Annotated in this window: 7 protein-coding genes and 1 pseudogene; all 8 read right to left on the bottom strand. The window is 48.1% G+C overall.

Features of this window, described 5'->3' with window-relative positions:
- Window positions 1-55: 55 nt before the first annotated feature.
- Window positions 56-1,222 (bottom strand): hypothetical protein, encoded by a 1,167-nt coding sequence (locus ACO6UX_RS18515; RefSeq protein WP_422449853.1) that lies wholly within the window; start codon window positions 1,220-1,222, stop codon window positions 56-58.
- Window positions 1,223-1,253: 31 nt separating this feature from the next.
- A complete protein-coding gene (locus tag ACO6UX_RS18510; RefSeq protein WP_422449852.1) occupies window positions 1,254-1,508 on the bottom strand; it encodes a hypothetical protein in 255 nt (84 codons plus the stop codon).
- Between the two features lie 825 nt (window positions 1,509-2,333).
- A complete protein-coding gene (locus tag ACO6UX_RS18505) occupies window positions 2,334-6,941 on the bottom strand; it encodes a DUF4116 domain-containing protein (protein ID WP_422449851.1) in 4,608 nt (1,535 codons plus the stop codon).
- 227 nt (window positions 6,942-7,168) lie between these two features.
- A pseudogene (locus ACO6UX_RS18500) lies at window positions 7,169-7,270 on the bottom strand (hypothetical protein); the annotation flags it as partial.
- A gap of 364 nt (window positions 7,271-7,634) precedes the next feature.
- On the bottom strand, window positions 7,635-12,248 hold the full coding sequence (locus ACO6UX_RS18495; protein WP_422449850.1) for a DUF4116 domain-containing protein: 4,614 nt from the start codon (window positions 12,246-12,248) through the stop codon (window positions 7,635-7,637).
- A gap of 121 nt (window positions 12,249-12,369) precedes the next feature.
- Complete coding sequence (locus ACO6UX_RS18490; RefSeq protein WP_422449849.1) at window positions 12,370-14,424, bottom strand: ankyrin repeat domain-containing protein; 2,055 nt, start codon at window positions 14,422-14,424, stop codon at window positions 12,370-12,372.
- A 218-nt stretch (window positions 14,425-14,642) separates the two neighbouring features.
- The gene (locus ACO6UX_RS18485; protein ID WP_422449848.1) at window positions 14,643-19,289 is read right to left on the bottom strand and encodes a DUF4116 domain-containing protein; all 4,647 of its coding nucleotides are present in this window, start codon (window positions 19,287-19,289) and stop codon (window positions 14,643-14,645) included.
- 113 nt (window positions 19,290-19,402) lie between these two features.
- Window positions 19,403-20,509: an ankyrin repeat domain-containing protein gene (locus ACO6UX_RS18480; RefSeq protein ID WP_422449847.1), complete on the bottom strand. Its 1,107-nt coding sequence runs from the start codon at window positions 20,507-20,509 to the stop codon at window positions 19,403-19,405.
- Window positions 20,510-20,948 lie beyond the last annotated feature (439 nt).

Below are 20,948 nucleotides of genomic sequence, written 5' to 3'. Positions count from 1 at the left end.
ACAATCCACTACATTTGATGCTGTAAACCGGGAAAAGTTCCTCCCTCACCCGGTATTACTCTGAGGGTGTGATCTTCCAGATGCTGGCACTTCTGTCGTCATCACAGGTAAACAGCACTCGTCCAGAGGGGCTGAAACTGCCTGTAGAGAGTTTGGTGCCAGTGTTTCCAACTGCTTTTTTACACCAATGGCCATTGCTGTCGTAGCCGTGGATTTTAAAGACTCCGTCCTCGTCCTGGGCCAATATCTGGAGCATTGCGTGGCTGTGGACAGTATCATCGCTGTCTACATCATTGACAGCATGGTCAATAACGCCTCTCTCGGTCCATAAGCCGTTATCATCACACCCCCAAAGGATGATCGTTGTCGAATTACGATATTCCGAGCAAAGCCGAAGCATCTGCTCCGAAGCGCTGAATATGGCTTCATTGATCCAGAAATGTTTGTTGGCAGATGCAGGGCGGTAGATCCTGGCTTTGACCATCGAATTACCCTCACTGTCAAAACTCCAGATCATGGCTGATAGTCCATCGCTACCATCATGTGTGGTCAGAACATAGCGCCCTGATGGGCTGATGATACTGGCATGATAAATTTTCTCTTTTGACTGGATTTTTTTAAATTGGCAACGGGCTTCATTGCTAACATGCACGACATAAACATTATTCTGACCGTCCTTCATACGCTCATTGATCATAATACAGTTGGATGCCGGGTCATCGCTCAAGCAGACTTTCAGATCAGCATCACCATAATAACCTTTTTCTAGGATTATCCATTGGTCTCGACTGTTGTTATAACTCAGGATTTGGACAAGGCCATTGTTATGATTGACGGTCAGCAAGATGTTTTCTGATGCACTAAATGCCGTATACAAAGATAACGGCTGGCCATGAATTACGTTCTTTTCAACATAGGTGCCTGTGTCGTTCAAACTCCAGAGTATGATTTTCTGGTCATTAGTGTGGATCATTAGATGCCGTGCTGACTTACTGAATTTGACCTTAAATCCGCAGGGGTAGTTAAGGGACCCCACCTGTTGCCAACGGTCACCCAGACGGCCAATGATTTTCAGAGTGTTTTCGTCTGAATACACAGTCTCGGTGAAAATAGCCGCATGATCTCCAGCCTCACTGAAGGCAGCAAGCACTTTCTGTTTGTGGTTGCAGTTTGGATATAAATATTGGCATCTGACTTTGCCGTTGTCGTCAATGCCAAACATTGTGCCACCACTTTTGGAAGTGACCAGAATGTCATTGCCAGAAGGGCTGAATTGAATTCAGCTTTGTTTGAGCTTCATCAGGGCTGGCATACAGGCGTTTAAGAGGAGTATTTTCCTTGATGCCACGGGAGGTAATCGCCGCCGGGTTGCGCTGTTTTTGCAACTCCAAAATCTCACCACAGCTCAGATGAGTAGAAATATCACCGAGTTTGTTCAAAGGTATCCCGGAAAAATGCCACAAATTAGCGGAAGTTGCGGAGTCGACCGGATCTGCACTTTGATTCATTCCAATGTCTTGAGGTATTGAACTTGCTGTTATTTCCTGGTAACCAAAACAAAATTCATTTTTATAATATCCTTAAATTTTCGTGGGAAAAGTGATTTTTATTTGAAATGATTGCAACTACTCAGATTGTGGCCTGATCCGTTATTGGGAATTCTCTAAAAGACTGCTTCACGAAGAAACAACAGGCATGCGTCACTACAATTTGCTGGACTTTAGTATTGGTAAAAAGTTCAGAGTAAATAAATTTATTTAATGGAATCTTTTCAGAAATTAACGGTCTAAAATTTTTTACAAATAATAATATCAATTTTCGCTCTGGCAGGATTCTAGAGGTTTATATGAACATTGTTGGGAATTCCGAAAAAGGACATTTTTTTACGGCCGTCCGGAATGCGGCAAAGAACGTTATCAATTCTGATCCGTGTCAGGGGTGCTACAAGTGTTCACGGTCTGTGAAAGCGTGCCTGGCGGAGGTAAGCTGCCCAAAACCGTCGGAAAATGCCCCATTAGTCATGAAACAGCCGCTACTTGGGCGAGAGAATGTGACTGAGCAACCAGGGCCGCACCATAAGAAAGTGGTTACTGTTGAGACTGAGGGAGGCTATCTCGGCGCATCATCGAATGAAGTGGATTCGGGGCCACATTCTATTTTGGCGTTTTCTGTTCCTTATGAGTCTTTTGATCCATATTCTGAATCATCGTCTGTATCAAAGCATGACTCATCGCTTGAGCCACCGCCGCCTTTGCCGCCATTTTCGTCCCTGCTACGCTATTTCAAGTTGCCTTGTAGCTGAAAACCGGGTTATACCAATTCTAAATATGGCATCAATCAATTTTTTGTTGAATACACGCCACAACAAAAGGTCCGATATTATCAATTGCTGCCTCAATGATTTCAGGCTTGCTTTGTAATGAGGGGCCAACGTACAGAAGGGCTCTACCATTGTTCTGCAAGGCGATGTTGACCAGCTCTGGATCATTGCGGCAATGGTCGCTGGCAAACTGTAGCGCCATCGGATTTTGTTCCAGGGCAAGTTTGACCACTTCCGGACAATCCTTAAGTGCGTCACTGGCAAACTCCAACGCCATGCCGACATTTTGCACCGCCAGTTTGACCAGCTCTTTATTGGCTCGCAGTTCCGGGCTGGCATACTCAAGTGCTATACCATTTTGTTGAACGGCCAGACGGACAGTATCCTCATGGCCACGCAGCGTTTCACTGGCATAGCTGAGCACTGTACCATTACCTTGCACGGCCAGTTGCGCTAACGCTTCATCATTTCTCAGTTTCTCATCGAGGAATGGAAAGTTCCCGGGTTTTTTCGACACAGCAATCGACATTAATTCATGATTTTTACACTGGTCCCCATCAAGATATTGGCAAATAGGGCGTAAAGAGGGGTGATGATCACTGACAGCCAACCAAACGTAATCCGGATCATTACGGAATTGCTTATTGGCAGCTAGTAGCGCTATACCTGAATTTTTCAGCGCTGCGGTAACAATTGTCGGGTCAGCCCTTAACCGTTCACTGGCGTATTCCAGAGCATCGCCATTATTTTTGACCGCTGCCAATACGATGTCTTCATCATCCTTAAGTCCTTCACTGGCAAATTCCAGAACTCTTCCCATGTTCCCGACAGCTTCTTTGACCAGTGCTTTATCCGCTTGAAATTCAAGCCCGACATATTGCAATGCTAAAGGGTTAGAGCCAAGCGCCGTGCACACTACCTCTCGATCATTATTCAAATCCGGAAAATCTTTCAGTTGGTTGCCAGCATCCGTTTGCGCCAAAAACTTCAAGACCAGTTGCCGATAAAGTTGCTGGTCATTAAGCAGGTTTTTCCTGAAAATCCTGGCAAATAATCCATAGGAATCGTCGTTATGATTGCGCTCCCTGGCCAGCAGAAGCAGCTCTTTATAGAATTCAGGATCTTGTTCCAGATACTCAGTTGTTGCATGACAGCAAAGAGCATGTGACGTGTTGCCAACCGCTGTGGTTAACAAGCGCCGGAAATGCTCAGGATTTGATGATAGCTCGGCCCCTATAAAGGCAAATATTTTTCCCGGATCTTCTGTGGTATTTGCCAGGGCATATTCGATGAGTTCAATATCGTTGTTAAAAGACTCTGGCGCATCGGCAATAGCCTGGGGGTGGCTTTTGATGGCGGCAAAAACCATCGCCCGCTGATTGCGTAGTTCAGGCGCCAGGTGTTTGAGGATGTGGCCATTTTGCGACACCAGACGCATAGCCATTGTCTCGTCAGCTAACCAGTTAACGTATTTGTTAACCAGAGGCTTGGCTTTGGCGGGATCAGAAAGTAACCAATGCCAAAGCAATGTCTGATTGTATGTTGCCAGCTGCCCGTTTAACACGACGTCAATTTCATTGATGCCAGCTTTGGAAAATATCAGTGCCGCTTCCACCAGATGACTGAGCGCCATATCGTGGGTGCAGCGGTTTATCAATAATGTGTTCTCCAGGTAAGCGAAGCACCAGTAAATGTGCTCCAGGGCAAATTGATTGGTTGCAGAGAAAGCGGGATTATTCAGCCTTTCCCTGATGGCAGCCATATTCCATTTTGTTTGACTTTCGTCCAGATTCAATGTGCCCAAAAGAAAATCAATATCGTCCAGCTTGGACAATACACTCAGGATGTCCACAAACATCCGCTGCAAATCTTTTTTGTCAGGAAGATGGGTGAACTCAAAAAGGACTTGGCCTGCCTGTTCATTGAAATAAATGTCCGGGGCATTGAAACCGCTATTTTTCTGATATTGAGACAGTGTTTGGGTCAAAAACCACAGCCGCTGAAACTTTCCATGTCGTTGTTCTTTTGATGAATGGGCCAGTGCCTCAGAGTAACACAGCCGAAAGGTCCGTTGTTTGCCACCGTCGGCTTGTTCCAGCAGGTCGATGGTACACGCATGATGTCCGAGCTGGATCGACAACCGGGTACAATCTGGCATATTGAGAACGGTCACATTTTCGGCCACGAATTGCCTGAGAGCGTCACGGCATGTGTTATCGAATAATGGCTGTTCCTGAGACGTTGCAAAGTCAACAATATCGATATAGTCATGCAAAGGCCCCCTCATTGTGCTCACTTCACCCTGCCCTGAAGCGGTAGCCACGGGCCAGAGCCTGGTCAGAAAACATTTGTGCAACCATAGAATCAGTTCATGGACGCTCTCGATTTTGTGCGCCTGATTGACAGCTTCAAGCCGTTGCAGGTGGTCTTTTAATAACTGGCAATGGACCAGCCATTGTTGAAAATCCGAACCCCTGGCCGGTAACTCCGCGCCAGTCAGGAACGGTCTGGTGACGTGGGCAAGGGCTTGTTCAACATTTTTGTGTACCAGTGCCAGTTGCCTGCGAAGTTGTCTTAACTCCGCCTGGTATTGCTGCTTAAGGTTAGGATCAGCGCCTGCGCCCAGCATTAAAAACTGAGCGTAGCCAAGGAGAAAAGCCTCGGCCTCTTGCATAAAGTGGCGGATCTCCTGGTCACATCCCTGCAAAATCTCCCGTCGCTCGGGGTGCATGCTCAGTTGGACTGCGCCGGTTTTGGACAGGCATAAATGAATCAGCCGCTCAGTTCCGAGAAAATTCAGGAGTCTGGTGTTTTGCTCACCCAGCCATGAGAACTGGCGTGCTACCGATGGTTCGTCTTCCGGCACCGCAGGGTGGTATGCCTGCTGGTAAGCCTGGGCGGTTTGATAATCGGGGCTGGCAGATTCGCCACTGAGACTCAATAACTCCTGTTCCCGATCACCCGACAATAAAAACCCGCCGGACTCTTTTTGAAACTTCCCACACACCAGCGTTACCCATTCCGGTGCACCATTATCAGGCCACCATTGAGGCTGATTGATCCCCACACAGGGTATGCCTTCCTGCCTCAGGCTGATGGATATATGGTCGTTATTGGCCCATTTGTTGAAGACAACACCCCTTACTTTCGCCAGAACCTCAGGAGCCAGCAGCCAGTCACCGCCATGGTCACAAAAAAGGATGACGTGGTCCGGCAGACTGCTGCCGTTGACCGGACCGCTGATGGCCAGCGCCAACCCTGAGCCACAACCGTCGCTGACCGGGATGCCCTGATCCAGAAACCGGGCGGGCGATGCCATGGAAAAATCGCAGCCGCCGGGCAGGCAGGTAATCGGACGTACCTGAAAAAACAAGACCTGGCCATCCGGGTCAATGGCAAATTCAAAATCCACAGGGCACAGCAACAGGTTTTCCAGCTTTCTGCACCCCTGAACCAGACGGTCCAGTTGCTCTTTGCCAATGAAGTCGGAAGCTGCAGTGTCAGGTTCAAATGTGCTCAACTCTTCAACATAGCCACCCTGGTCATTGCGCCTCAGAATGAATCCACGCTCAGGATTTCCGGGGGTAAAGGTGGCCTCCCATTGCTCGCCGTTGCGCTTAATCTCATAACTATGGGGTGTGATACCGTATTGACCAGACACCACCGTCTTGGATTGCCCCGGCCCACACTCGATCAATAACGTGCCGTCATCAATGCCGCGATAACTCATGCCGACCCCGCCAACGGAAGATTGAATGCACTGTTGCAGGATAATTGCCATCCCTTGCGGGGCTGTTGGGGAAAAAAACACGGGACGGTAAGCAGAAGCGAGCACTTTCAGACACGTTGCCACGATATCCGCCTGGTCATGCACCAGGGATTGGTACTTGCCAGCCTGGGCGTTACCAAACGAATCCTCAGCCACGCCGGAGCTGCGCACGATAATCGGGCTGTCAGACTTCGCCAGGTCGGTGCATAAATCCTGATGAATAGTGCGTATTTGGTCAGCAATGGGTAGAGCGCTTATTTGCTGATAAAACTCCGGGCCAGCAATAAACGAAGAAAGCGCATCGAGCCAGCGCTGTTGTCTTGTTGTTGGCTTGCCCGCTGGGTTGCCTGGTGGAGCCATTTGGGTAATCCACTGTCTTATATTCACCAGACTGGCCGTTGTATGGGGAAACTCATGGCCATCCTCCAGCGTGGCCAGCAATGGGCTGGCATCGAATGGAAGCGCCTCAAGGTTCTGCACGATGCTTGTCTCAATGCAGCGAAATGGCGGGACATCTAATCCTGCGTTCTTCATCTGGGTCAGAAACATCCCTTTCCCACCTAACAATTTCCGGTTTGGCATAGTCGGGGAATCAACGGTCAGCTGCGATTCAGTACAGCGCCTGATTTTTAATCGCGTGGCAAATGTTGCATTGATTTCGTGGTCAGCACGGCCAGGAGGAGTAAACGTCGTAACCGTCGCGGTAACTTCACACTGTCTTTTTAAAGTGCCTGATACCGGAATTACACCACCAGCGATGTCAGCTTTCTTGCCATCCTTGCCGTCAGGCAAACATGTGGAACTATAGTCCGTGACAGAGTGGCTAATAAAATCCGACCGTACATTAACCATGGCAACATCCGCTGTGTAGTTATTAAATATGTTTATAGAGGCATGACATTTGAAAAGCAGACACGGTCGAACAATTAAAAGTACAAACGTATCAATTCAATTAAGCGACTCGGCGGCTTCGATATTGCTTTTTATTCGATGTAAAGAGAAAACTTCGAAGAAATAAGCTTAACCAGTTACTTTTGTATAAATCAGTAACAAGTCGGTCAGTTTTAATAACGCTCTTACTATTGTTGTCCTGATATGTTGTCCTGAGCGTTGACGCCCACGTTATGCTGCAGCAACTTATCCAGGATTTCCTGCCGGCCAGATTCAGCCGCAAGTTGAAGAACCGTCTTCCCCTTTTGATTGGTTGATCAAGGCTAAAATAAGGTGCGTGCTGGTGGTTTAACTCTATGGACAAAAAAAAATTATAAAAGTTGCACAGAGCAAAATATTTTTCACGCCAGTTAGATAACTGACTTTTACCAGGTATTTGCTTAAGTAGTTGGCCAAATGGAATCGTATTTTCTGGTTAAGTGGGCAGTTACTATGCAAGGCACAACGCAGGGAGCATAGCCGTAGCTATGTGACCGGAGTTGTAACGCCGCAGAGTGACTGATCACTTAGTCAGAAAATACGATTTCATTTGGTTAACTACTTATGGGCAACAGTCTATGAGGGGGGCAGTGGCTGCCAGAGACATACGGGCCATTAGGTAAATTGTTGATAATACCTTACCGCAACAGGCCCGATATTATCAATTGCTGCCTGAATGATTTCAGGTTTGCTTTGTAATGAACGGCCAACGTATTGCAGGGCACGGCCATTGTTCTGCAAGGCGATATGGGCCAGCTCTGGATCATTGCGGCAATGGTCACTGGAAAAATACAGCGCCCGTGGATTTTCTTGCACGGCAAGTTTGACCACTTCCGGACAATCCTTAAGCGTGTCACTGGCAAACTCCAGCGCCATGCCGGAATTCTGCACCGCCAGTTTGACCAGCTCTTTATTGGCTCGCAGTTCCGGGGTGGCATACTCAAGAGCTATACCGTTTTGTTGAACGGCCAGACGGACCGTACCCTCATGACCACGCACCGTTTCACTGGCATACCTGAGCATTTCACCATTACCTTGCACGGCGAGTTGCGCTAACGCTTGATCATTTCTCAGTTGCTTATCGAGGTATTGAAAGTTCACGGGCATTTTGGACACGGCAATGGCACATAATTCATTATTTTTACACTGATCCCCATTAAGATATTGGTAAATAGGGCGTGTAGGGTTATGGTCACTGACAGCCAACCAAAGGTAATCCGGATCATCACGGAATTGCCTGGCGGCATATGCCAGCGCAGAACCTGAATTTTTCAGCGCTGCGGTAACAATTGTCGGATCAGCTCTTAACCGTTCACTGGCGTATTCCAGAGCAACCCCATTATTTTTGACGGCTGCCAATACGATGTCTTCATCATCCTTAAGTCCTTCACTGGCAAATTCCAGAACTCTCCCCATATTCCCGACAGCTTCTTTGACCAGTGCTTTATCCGCTTGAAATTCAAGCCCGACATATGCCAATGCAAAAGGGTCACAGCCAACCGCTGTGTACACTACCTCTCGATCATTATTCAAATCCGGAAAATATTCCAGTTGCCTGCCGACATCCCTTAGCGCCAAAAACTTCAAAATCAGTTGCCGATAAAGCTGATGGTCGTTCAGCAGGTTTTTCCGGAAAATTTCAAGAGATAATCGATAGGAATCATCGTTATTATTGCGCTCCATCGCTAACAGAAGAAGCTTTTTATAGAATCCAGGATCTTGTTCCAGATACTCAGATGCCGCATTACAGGAAAGAGCCTGTGATGTGTTTTCAACCGCTGTGGTTAATAAGCGCTGAAAAATCACAGGATCTGATGATAGCTCTGTCCCTATAAAGGCAATTATTTTTTCCGGATCTTTTTTTGTTGTATTTGCCAAGGCGTAATCGATAATTTCAATGTCGTTTTTAAAGCATTCCGGTGCACCGGTAATAGCCTCAGGGTGGCTTTTGATGGCGGCAAAAACTATTGTCCGCTGATTGCGTAATTCAGGAGCAAGGTATTTCAGAATGTGGCCATTTTGCGACACCAGACGTGTGGCCATTGTCTCGTCAGCTAACCAGTTCACGTATTTGTTCACCAGGGGACTGGCTTTGGCAGGATCAAACAGTAGCCAATGCCAGAGTACTTTCTGACTGTAGGTATCGAGTTGATCGTTCAACGCTACTTCAATACGGTTGACGGGAACCTGAGAGAATATCAGCGCCGTTTCAACCAGATGACGAACCGCCATATTTTGGGTGCAGCGGTTTATCAATGATGTTTTCTCCAGGTAAGCAAAGCACCAGTAGACATGCTCCAGGGCAAATTGATTGGCTTCATAGAAAGCGGGATTATTCAGCCTTTCCCTGATTGCAGCCATACTCCATTTCGTTTGACTTTCGTCCAGGTTAATTGTTCCCAAAAGAAAATCAGCATTGCTCAATTTTTGCAATAAACTCAGGATGTCGACAAACATCCGCTGTAAATCTTTTTTGTCAGGCAGATGGGTGAATTCATAAAGGATCTGGCCTGCCTGTTCATTGAAATGAATGTCCGGGGCACTGCAACCGCTATTTTGCCGATATTGAGACAGAGTTTGCGTCAAAAACCACAGCCGCTGAAACTTTCCGTGTCGGTGCTCTCTTGATGAATGAGCCAATGCCTCTGCATAACACATCCGAAAAGTCCGTTGTTTGCCACCGTCGGCTTGTTCCAACAGGTCGATGGTACACGCATGATGCCCGAGCTGGATCGACAACCGGGTACAATCTGGCGTATTGAGAACGGTCACACCTTCGGCATCGAATCCCCTGAGTGCGTCACGGCATGTGTCATCGAATAATGGCTCTTCCTGAGACGTTGAGAAGTCAACAATATCGATATTTTCATAGGGAGGCCTCCTTATTGTGCTCACTTCACCCTGCCCTGAAGCGGTGGCCACGGGCCAGAGCCTGGTGAGAAAACATTTGTGCAACCATAGAATCAGTTCATGAACGCTCTCGATGTCGTGCACCTGATGGACGGACCCAAGCCGATGCAGGTGGTCTTTTAATAACTGGCAATGGGCCAGCCATTGTTGAAAATCCGAACCTGAGGCCGGTAACTCCTTGCCAGACAGGAATGGCCTTATGACCTGGGCAAGGGTTTGTTTAACCTTTGTTTGCACCAGCGCCAGTTGCTCGCGAAGCGGGATTAACTCCTCCTGGTATTGCTGCTTAAGATCAGGATCAGCCGCTGCAAGCATTAAAAACCGTTCGTAGCCAGAGAGAAAAGACGCGATCTCTTGCATAAAATTGTCGATCTCCTGAACACATCCCTGCACAATCTCTTGTCGCCCGGGGCGCATGCTCAGCTGGACAGCGCCGGTTTTGGACAGGCATAAATGAATCAGTCGCTCAGTCCCGAGAAAATCCAGGAGCCTGGTGTTTTGCTCAACAAGCCAGGAGAACAGACGTGCTACCGACGGTTCTTTTTCCGGCTCCGCAAGCTGATATGCCTGCTGGGCAGCCTGCGCGGCTTGATAATCAGGGGTGGCCGATTTGTCACTGACATTCAACAACGCCTGTTCCCGATCACCCGACAATATAAACCCGCCGGACTCTTTCTGGAACTTCCCACACACCAGCGTTACCCATTTCGGTGCATCATTATCAGGCCACCATTGAGGCCGCTTAATCCCCACACAAGGTATGCCCTCCTGCCTCAGGCCGATGGATATATGGTCGTTATTGGCCCATTTGTTGAAGACAATCCCCTTTGTTTTTTTCAGAACCTCCGGGGCCAGTAGCCAGTCACCCCCATGGTCACAAAAAAGAATGACATTGTCAGGCAGACTGCTCCCGTTGACCGGACCGCTGATGGCCAGCGCCAACCCTGAGCCACAACCGTCGCTGATGACGGTGCCCTGATCCAGAGACCGGGGGGGAGATGCCATGGAAAAATGGCTGCCGCCGGGCAGGCAGGTAATCGGGCGTCCCTGCAAAAAAAGGACATGGCCCTCCGGATCAATGGCAAATTCAAAATCCACAGGGCACAACAACGCGTCTTCCAGTGTCTTCCCCCCCTCAACCAGGCAGTTCAGTTGCTCTTTGCCAATGAACTCAGCCGTGGCAGCAGCAGGTTCAAATTTGACCCACTCTTCCTCATAGCCCCCCTGTTCATTGGCGCGCAAAATGAATCCATACTCAGGATTACCGGGGTTAAAGGTGGCCTCCCATTCCTTGCCGTTGCGCTTGATCTCATAACCATGGGGAGTGATACCGTATTGACCGGACACCACAGTCTTGGGTTGCCCCGATCCACACTCGATCAATAACGTGCCGTCATCAATGCCGCGATAACTCATGCCGACCCCGCCAACGCAACATTGAATGCACTGTTGCAGGATAATTGCCATCCCTTGCGGGGCTGTTGGGGAAAAAACGGCGGAACGGTAAGCAGAAGCGAGCACTTTCAGACAGGTTGCCACGATATCCGCCTGGTCATGCACCAGGGATTGGTACTTGCCAGCCTGGGCGTTACCAAACGAGTCCTCAGCCACGCCGGAGCTGCGCACGATAATCGGGCTGTCGGGCTTAGTCAGGCCGGTGCGCAACTCCTTATAGATATCCCGTATGGTGTCGGCAATGGTCAGAGCGCTTATTTGCTGATAAAAATCCGGTCCAGCAATAAACGAAGAAAGCGCATCGAGCCAGCGCTGTTGTCTTGTTGTTGGCTTGCCCGATGAGTTGCCTGCTGGTGCCATTTGGGTAATCCACTGTCTTATATTCACCAGACTGGCCGTTGTATGGGGAAACTCATGGCCATCATCCAGCGTGGACAGCAATGGGCTGGCATCGATTGGAAGCGTCTCAAGGTTTTGCACGATGCTTGTCTCAATGCAGCGAAATGGCGGGACAGTTAATCCTGCGCTCTTCATCAGGGTCAGGAACATCCCTTTTCCACCTAACAATTTCCGGTTTAGAATAGTCGGGGAATCAACGTTCAGCTGTGATTCGGTACATCGTCTGGTTTTTAATGGCAGTGCAAACGTTTCAGTAATTTTTTGGCCGGTGCTGTTAGAAGGAGTAAACGTGGTATCAATCCCGGAAGTTTCGCACTTTCGATTTGAAGATAAAGCGTGAGTTGTTACAGCGCCTGATACCGGAATTGCACCATTGGCGATGTCAGCTCCCTCTGCACCGGGCAAACAGGTGGAACCTGAGCCTGTGACCGAGTGGCTAATAATATCTGACTGTGTATTAAACATGGCAACATCCGCTGTTTACTATTTTTTAAACATGATATTTGGAAAATGGTGCTTCCGGCTTAAACTCTGACCGTTCAGATATACTCTATACCGCTCCTAAAATAAGGGCTTCTCAGCATTCTCATTCAGGCTTGAGAAGCTCTTTCGCTTTATGCAATAACCCATTGAAGGTGCGTTTCATGGCGGCTACTTTTGCTGCCCTCTCTTCGGCTGCTTTGGCTTTCATCACATCGGCTCCTCGCACATCAGCATTATGTTCTGCCATAAACAGACAGGCTTTCTCTTTTTCTTTCCGGCTAACCTTTTCAAGGGGAATCCCAAAAAGATATTCAAACCTATTGCAATGATCAAAAGCTGTCATCTTTTTTTCATCCAGAATATTGAAATCAGCCCCTCGCATCAGCAGCTCTCGAATCATATCTATACTGCCTTGACTCGCTGCAATGTGGAGCGCTGTTGCTCCGTATTTATTCTGGGCATTGATTTCCACTTTTCCGTTTTCAATCAGATCGGCAAGGATAGCCAGTCGAACTGTCCAATCTACCTGATAGTCCCAGTCGGGGGCCGACACGGCATAATGGAGAGCAGTACGCCCATCTATATTTCGTAAATTGGCCTTAGCGCTCCTCTCCAGTAGCTCTCTCACTATATCTTTCTGGTCCATTAAAGCCGCGTGGTGAAGGGGGGTGCATTGGCTTTTTTCATTTTTCCATGCATTGATGTCAGCCCCACGAACTATTAAAGAGTCAACCATCTTCCATTTCCTGTTTTCTATGGCATACGCAATCGTCCTGCCACCTGCGGAGTCACAGGGGGCTTTAACATCAAATTTGGCATTGTCCAGAATCTCCAGTATTTTTGCTGTGCAGTGATGGCCATTGCGCCTGGCGAGGTCCAGAACCATCATGCCACGGTTAGTTTTGGCGTACATGTTGGCCCCCTTTTCAATCAATTGGCTAAAGGCCTCCAGCTTGCCATTTATAGCCGCAAAGTGGAGAGGCGCATACCCGCCTCCATTTTGGGCGTCAACATCGGCCTCGCGTTGAAGCAAGGTATTAATGGCATACTTGAGGGCATCCTGATGTTCAAGGCTGTTGACTAAGATGCTGAGGGGAGTTGACCTACCGATGTCCCGATGGTCGATGTCATCCTGAAGTTTAATCAGGGTATCCATGAAATACTGAAAGGTCTTCAGCTGACCATCGGCACAAGTCAGCAGGTAGAGTGGTGTCCTTTCATCGTTGTCCAGGGCGTTGGCATTTGCGTGATGCTGAAGCAGCTTATCCAGGATGTCCCGTTGGCCAGATTGAGCCACAAGGTGAAGAGCTGTCCTCCCTTCATCGTTGGTCTTTGCGTTGATATCTGCCTTATACTTCATCAGCATGTCTATTATTTCCGGCTTACCCAGACGAACCGCAAGGTGGAGTGCTGTTTCATTTTTGTTGATCCGGTCGTTAGGATCGGCACCATTGGTTAATAAAAACTCCACCAGCACCCAGTTTTTTCCCCTGGCCGCATGAGCAAGCATGGTTCCTGCCCCGTTACCACCACAATCGGCATGAATGTCGAATCCGGCTTTTACCATACAGGGGATCAGGGGCGTAATATTGGTGCCATATTGGAATGCACACTCCATTACTGTCCTGCCATAATCATCTTTGAGGTTAACGTCAGCCCTGGCCTCGTTGACAAGCAGCTCAATGATTCTCTGATTGCCATGTATAGCGGCAAGATGGAGAGCGGTTTTCTTGCCACTGCGTTTGGTTTTGGCGTTGACATCAGCCCCTTTTGCAATCAGGGCAAGGATGTTGTCATTGGTCAGATCCTCCAGATTCTCGGTGTTGGTGATTGCACTGTGAAGCTCCATGGTCGCCTTTTTTATTTCGGCTTTAGTAATACAGCCGGTACGCTCATGATGTTTCACCCCGTCATTCGTGTCGGATTTTTTTGGGCAAAGAGACTCGGTTTTAATCTCAACTTCACGATTACAAACAAGCATTTGCCGGGGTAGATTTTGAGATGGATCAATTTGCGGTGTGTGAGCAGGTTGTGTAGAGGGAGCAAGGGAAACTGTTGAACCGCCAGTTGCAGGCTGATTAGAAACAACGCATGTTGTTTCACTGTCGAATTGCTGATAAGTCGATCTTTCAGAACTGAATACGTTGAAAGTGTTCATATTGATAATTCCTGTTTGAAAATGCGTTAATTCATTTCCGCGCTATAGTGCTACATTAGTATTGGCTGTTATTGGTTGACCAAGGCTAATTTAGGCTGCGAGTTACCAATTTGATCCATTGGACAAAAAAACATGATAATAGTTGCACAGAGCAAAATATTTTTTACGTCAGTTAAATAACTGAAGTATTGGACAACTGACTTTTACCAGTTATTCGCTTATGGACAACACTCTATGAGGGATGGGTCGTGACTGCCAGAGGCACACGGGCCATTATGAAAATGTTGATAATACCTTAACGCAACAGGCCCGACATGGTTCATCGCTGCCGCAATGATCTCGGGTTTTCCTTGTAATAAACGGTCAACATACTGCAAGGTAATACCATTGTACTGCAAGGCGATGTTGACCAGCTCCGGGTCATTGCGGCAATGGTCACTGGCAAACTGAAGCGCCAACGGATTTTGGTGCAGGGCCAGTTTGACCACCTCCGGGCAATCCTGAAGCAGGTCACTGGCAAACTCCAGCGCCATGCCGTCATTTTTCACTGCCAGTTTGACCAGCGCTTTATTGGCTCGCAGTTCCGGGCTGGCATGCTCAAGTGCCATACCATCCTGTTGAACTGCCAGCCGGACAGTTGGCTCGTGCCTGCGTAGTCTGCAACTGGCATACTTGAGAGTACGACCGTGACCTTGCACAGCCAGTTGCACCAACTCTTCATCGTCTCTCCATTTTTGCTTGGCGAGTGTTCCAAAGAAAAGAGGGTCTTTTGATACGACAATGGTCAGTAATTTCTTATCTCCACACTGCTCTATATCAAGATAAGGATAAGGATGACTGACAGCCAGTCGAACGTAGTACGGATCATGTTTTAATTGTTCGTCGGCATACCGTAGCGCCCACGCGTTATTTTTCAGCGCTGCTCTAACAATTGTTGGATCCGCTTTTAACCGTTCACTGGCGTATAGCAGGGCAACCCCATAATTTTTGACAGCGGCCAATACGATGTCTTCATCATCCTTAAGCTCTTCACTGGCAAATTTCAGAACTCTCCCATCGTTCCCAACAGCTTTTTTGACCAGTTCTTTATCCGCCTGAAGTTCAGGTCCGGCATGTTTTAATGATAAGGGGTCTGAGCCAACCGCCGTGAATACTACTTCTCGATCATTATTCAATTCCGGAAAATATCTCAGCCTATCGTCTATTCCGGGTTTTGCCAGCGCTTTTAAGGCAAGTTTCCGATAAAGATGACGGTTGTTAAGCAGGTTTTTCCTGAAATTGTGGTGAAATAATCGATAGGAATCATCTTTATCACTGCACTTCAGCGCCAACAGAAGAAGCTCTTTATAGCATCCAGGATGTTGTTCCAGATACTCAGTTGCCGCATGACAGGAAAGAGCCTGTGATGTGTTTTCAACGGCTGCGGTGAATAAACGCCGGAGAAGTTCAGGATTTGATGATAGCTCTGGCCCAATTAGGGCAATGGTGGTTTCCGGATCCCCTGTATTTGCCAGGGCATAAGACATAATTTCAATATCATTTTTAAAGGACTCCGGCACATCGACAATAGCGCCAGTGTGGCTTTTGATGGCGGTAAAAACCATTGCCCGCTGATTGCGTAGTTCAGGAGCAAGGTATTTCAGGATATGGCCATTTTGCGACACCAGACGCATGGCCGTTGTTTCGTCAGCTAACCAGTTAACGTATTTGTTCACCAGGGGGCTGGCTTTGGCTGGATCAGAAAGTAGCCAATGCCAGAGTATTTTCTGCCTGTGCGTATCGAGTTGATCGTTCAGCGCTTCTTCAATACAGTTGATGGGAGCCTGAGAAAAGATCAGCGCCGTTTCAACCAGGTGACGGATCGCTCTGTCCCGGGTACAGAGGCTCATCAGTGATTTTGTGCGTGAGTAAGCGGAGCACCAGTAGATATGCTCCAGGGCTGATCGATTGGTTGTAGCGAAAGCGGGATTATTCAGCCTTTCCCTGATTGTGGCCATATTCCAGTTTGTCTGACTTTCGTCCAGATGTAATGGCCCCAACAAAAAATCCATATTGCCCAGAATGTGCAATACACTCAGAATGTCCACAAACATGTGCTGCAAATCTTTTTTGTCAGGCAGATGGGTGAGTTCAAAGAGGGCCTGGCCTGTCTGTTCATTGAAATGAATGTCCGGTGCATTGAAACCGCTATTTTTCCAATAGTGAGACAGCGTTTGCGCCAAAAACCACAGTCGCTTGAACTTTCCGCTCAGGGTTACTTGCAATGAATCGGCCAGCGCCTCAGAGTAACACATCCGAAAAGTCCGTTGTTTGCCACCGTCGGCTTGTTCCAACAGGTCGATGGTACAAGCATGATGCTCAAGCTGAATCGACAACCGGGTACAATCTGGCATATTGAGAGCGGTCACTCTTTCGGCCCGTAATTGCCTGAGTGCCTCACGGCAAGTGTCGTCGAATAATGGTTCTTCCTGAGACGTTGAGAAATCAACAATATCGATATTTCCATAGATAGGCCGCCTTATTGTGCTCACTTCACCCTGCCCTGAAGCGGTGGCCACGGGCCAGAGCCTGGTGAGAAAACATTTGTGCAACCATAGAATCAGTTCATGAACGCTCTTGATGTTGTGCACCTGATGGACTTCTTCAAGCCTTTGCAGGTGGTCTTTTAATAACTGGCAATGGGCCAGCCATTGTTGAAAATCCGAACCTGAGGCCGGTAACTCCTTGCCAGGCAGAAATGGCCTTGTGACCTGGGCAACGGTTTGTTTAACCTTTGCTTTTACCAGCGCCAGTTGCTCGCGAAGCGGGATTAACTCCTCCTGGTATCGCTGTTTAAGATCAGCATCAGCGGCTGCAAGCATTAAAAACCGTTCGTAGCCAGAGAGAAAAGCCGTGATCTCCTGCATAAAATTGTCGATCTCCTGAACACATCCCTGGACAATCTCTTGTCGCCCGGGGTGCATGCTCAGTTGGACAGCACCGGTTTTGGACAGGCATAAATGAATCAGTCGCTCAGTCCCGAGAAAATCCAGGAGCCTGGTGTTTTGCTCAACAAGCCAGGAGAACAGACGTGCTACCGACGGTTCTTTTTCCGGCTCTGCAGGCTGGTATGCCTGCTGGGCAGCCTGTGCGGCTTGATAATCAGGGGTGGCCGATTTGTCACTGACATTCAACAACGCCTGTTCCCGATCACCCGGCAATAAAAACCCGCCGGACTCTTTCTGAAACTTCCCACACACCAGCGTTACCCATTCCGGTGCATCATTATCGGGCCACCATTGAGGCTGCTTAATCCCCACACAGGGTATGCCCTCCTGCCTCAGGCCGATGGATATATGGTCGTTATTGGCCCATTTGTTGAAGACAATCCCCTTTGTTTTTTCCAGAACCTCAGGGGCCAGTAGCCAGTCACCACCATGGTCACAAAAAAGAATGACATTGTCAGGCAGACTGCTCCCGTTGACCGGGCCGCTGATGGCCAGCGCCAACCCTGAGCCACAACCGTCGCTGATGACGGTGCCCTGATCCAGAGACCGTGGAGGAGATGCCATGGAAAAATGGCTGCCGCCGGGCAGGCAGGTAATCGGGCGTCCCTGCAAAAAAAGGACATGGCCCTCCGGATCAATGGCAAATTCAAAATCCACAGGGCACAACAACGCGTCTTCCAGTATCTTCCCTCCCGCAACCAGACGGCTCAGTTGGTCTTTGCCAATGAACTCAGCCGTGGCAGCAGCAGGTTCAAATTTGACCCACTCTTCCTCATAGCCCCCCTGTTCATTGGTGCGTAAAATGAATCCATACTCAGGATTGCCGGGTTTAAAGGTGGCCTCCCATTGCTTGCCGTTGCGCTTGATCTCATAACCATGGGGAGTGATACCGTATTGACCGGACACCACCGTTTTGGGTTGCCCCGATCCACACTCGATCAATAACGTGCCGTCATCAATGCGGCGATAACTCATGCCCACCCCGCCAACGCAACATTGAATGCACTGTTGCAGGATAATTGCCATCCCTTGCGGGGCTGTTGGGGAAAAAACTGTGGAACGGTAAGCAGAAGCGAGCACTTTAAGACAGGTTGCCACGATATCCGCCTGGTCATGCACCAGGGACTGGTACTTGCCGGCCTGGGCGTTACCAAAGGCGTCCTCAGCCACGCCGGAGCTGCGCACGATAATCGGGCTGTCGGACTTAGCCAGGTCGGTGCGCAACTCCTTATAGATATCCCGTATGGTGTCGGCAATGGGTAGAGCGCTTATTTGCTGATAAAAGTCCGCGCCTGCAATAAATGAAGAAAGCGCATCGAGCCAGCGCTGTTGTCTTGTTGTTGGCTTGCCCGATGGGTTGCCTGCTGGTGCCATTTGGGTAATCCACTGTCTTATATTCACCAGACTGCCCGTTGTATGGGGAAACTCATGGCCATCATCCAGCGTGGCCAGCAATGGGCTGGCATCGAATGGAAGCGCCTCAAGGCTCTGCACGATGCTTGTCTCAATGCAGCGAAATGGCGGGACAGCTAATCCTGCGTTCTTCATCAGGGTCAGGAACATCCCTTTTCCACCTAACAATTTCCGATTTGGAATAGTCGGGGAATCAACGGTCAGCTGCGGTTCGGTAAAGCGCCTGTTTTTTAGTGGCGGTGTAAACGTTTCAGTGATTTTTTGGCCGGTGCTGCCAGAAGAAGTAAACGTGGAATCAATCCCGGAAATTTTGCACTTTCGATTTGAAGATAAAGCGTGAGTTTTTATTGCGCCTGATACCGGAATTAGATCATTGGCGATGTCAGCTTCCCCGGTGCCAGGTAAACAGCTGAAACAGGAGTCTGTAACAGAGTGGTTAATAACATCTGACTTTGCATTAAACATGACGACATCTGCTGTGTAGTTGTAATAACACTGTTATTATTCTGGAAAATGCCCCTTCGGGCTCAAACTTCGACCATTCTGATATCATCCGCACCGCTGAAAATAAGGGCTTCTCAGCGATTTCGTTCAGACTTGAAAAAGGCTTTCACTTTATGCACAAACCCGCTTGCAGTGTGTTTCTGGTCGGCTGCTTCTGCTTTCCTCAAATCGACTCCTCGCACATCAGCATTATGTTCTGCCATTAACAGACAGGCTTTCTGCCTATTGCAATAGTCATAAGCTGTCATATTGTCTTTATCCAGAAGGTTGAAATCAGCCCCTCGCTTCAGCAGTTCCGGAATCATTACTATATAGCCTCCACTCGCTGCGATGTGTAGTGCTGTTATTCCACGTTCATCCCGGGCATTGATGTCCACTTTTTTGCTTTCAATCAGTTCGACAAGGATGCTTTGTCGATGTGCCAGATTTTCCGAAGTGGGCAAATCTGCAAAACCTCTGTCCATCACAGCATAATGGATAGCTGAACGCCCACGTATACTTGGTAAACCGGGGTTAGCCTTTCTCTTTAGCATCAACATCTTAATGACATCTTGCCGCCCCTCACGAACTGCAAGGTGGAGTGCCGTTCCCCTGATATTTATCTCAGCGTTAACCCTGGCACCTTTACCCAATAAAAATTCCACAAGCTCCCAGCTATGCTCCCTGGCCGCATGAGCAAGCATTGTTGAACCGCAATTATCACACCTCGCATCAATCTTGAGCCCGGCATTTACCATACAGCGGATCAGGGGCGTAATGGATCCATTCTTGTGAGCACACTGCATGACTGTCCAGCCATAAGAAGTTTTGGCGTTAACGTCAGCACCCTTGTTAACAAGCAATTCAATTATTCTTTTACTGTCACGTAAAGCGGCTAAATGTAGAGCTGTCTCTTTGCCATAGTATTTGGTTTTCGCGTTGATATTTGCTCCTTTTTCAATCAGGCCGAGGATGTCATCATTGGTCAGATCCTCCGGATTCTCAGTGAAAATGAGTGCATCGTGGAGGTCTTTAGTAGCTTGTTTACTGTCTGCTTTTGTTTTTTTTCCGGTTTGACCATGAGCTTTCGTCCAGGCTTTCGTGATGTAATTGTTTGGCCAAAGAGGCTCAGTTTCCGGCTCAATCGCACGATTACCAACAGGGGTTTGGCAGGTCAGACCTTGAGATGGATTAATAGACAACGAGTGAGTATGGTGTGCAAAGGCAGCCAGGGAAACTGATGAACTGCTGGTTTTCGGCTCTGTAGAAGCATCACAGACGTCTTCATGGGGCAATTGCTGATAACCCATGCTTACAGGTCCGGGTGTGAAAATTTTCAACATGTGCATATTGATAGTCCTGTTAAAAAATGCTTTGCTTCTTTTTTGTACTAAAGTACTTAATTGTTGTTCGCCACTTTGAGCAGTCTTTTTATTGGTTGAACTTTTGATTCGTTAAAGAGAAGACTATAAAAGATCTGTAAAACCTGTTTTGCTATTTAGACAAAAAAAATGATAAAAGTTGCACGGTGAGAAAGTTTTTTGCCTCGTTAGTAAAATCTGGAAAGGAATAAAAAGGGGATAAAAAGATGATAAAAAGAGGAATAAAAAGAGAGGAATAAAAAGAGGACACCCATTTTTT

The organism is Endozoicomonas sp. ALB091 (assembly GCF_049310265.1).
In the GTDB taxonomy this organism is placed as follows: domain Bacteria; phylum Pseudomonadota; class Gammaproteobacteria; order Pseudomonadales; family Endozoicomonadaceae; genus Endozoicomonas.
The sequence above is the reverse complement of the archived record's forward strand: the minus strand, read 5'-3'. Positions and strand labels throughout refer to the sequence as shown.

Coding starts and splice junctions, on each gene's coding strand:
- ACO6UX_RS18515 (WP_422449853.1), bottom strand. CDS start 1,222: ATGTTTGGCATTGACGACAACGGCAAAGTCAGATGCCAATATTTATAT.
- ACO6UX_RS18505 (WP_422449851.1), bottom strand. CDS start 6,941: ATGGTTAATGTACGGTCGGATTTTATTAGCCACTCTGTCACGGACTAT.
- ACO6UX_RS18495 (WP_422449850.1), bottom strand. CDS start 12,248: ATGTTTAATACACAGTCAGATATTATTAGCCACTCGGTCACAGGCTCA.
- ACO6UX_RS18485 (WP_422449848.1), bottom strand. CDS start 19,289: ATGTTTAATGCAAAGTCAGATGTTATTAACCACTCTGTTACAGACTCC.
- ACO6UX_RS18510 (WP_422449852.1), bottom strand. CDS start 1,508: ATGAATCAAAGTGCAGATCCGGTCGACTCCGCAACTTCCGCTAATTTG.
- ACO6UX_RS18490 (WP_422449849.1), bottom strand. CDS start 14,424: ATGAACACTTTCAACGTATTCAGTTCTGAAAGATCGACTTATCAGCAA.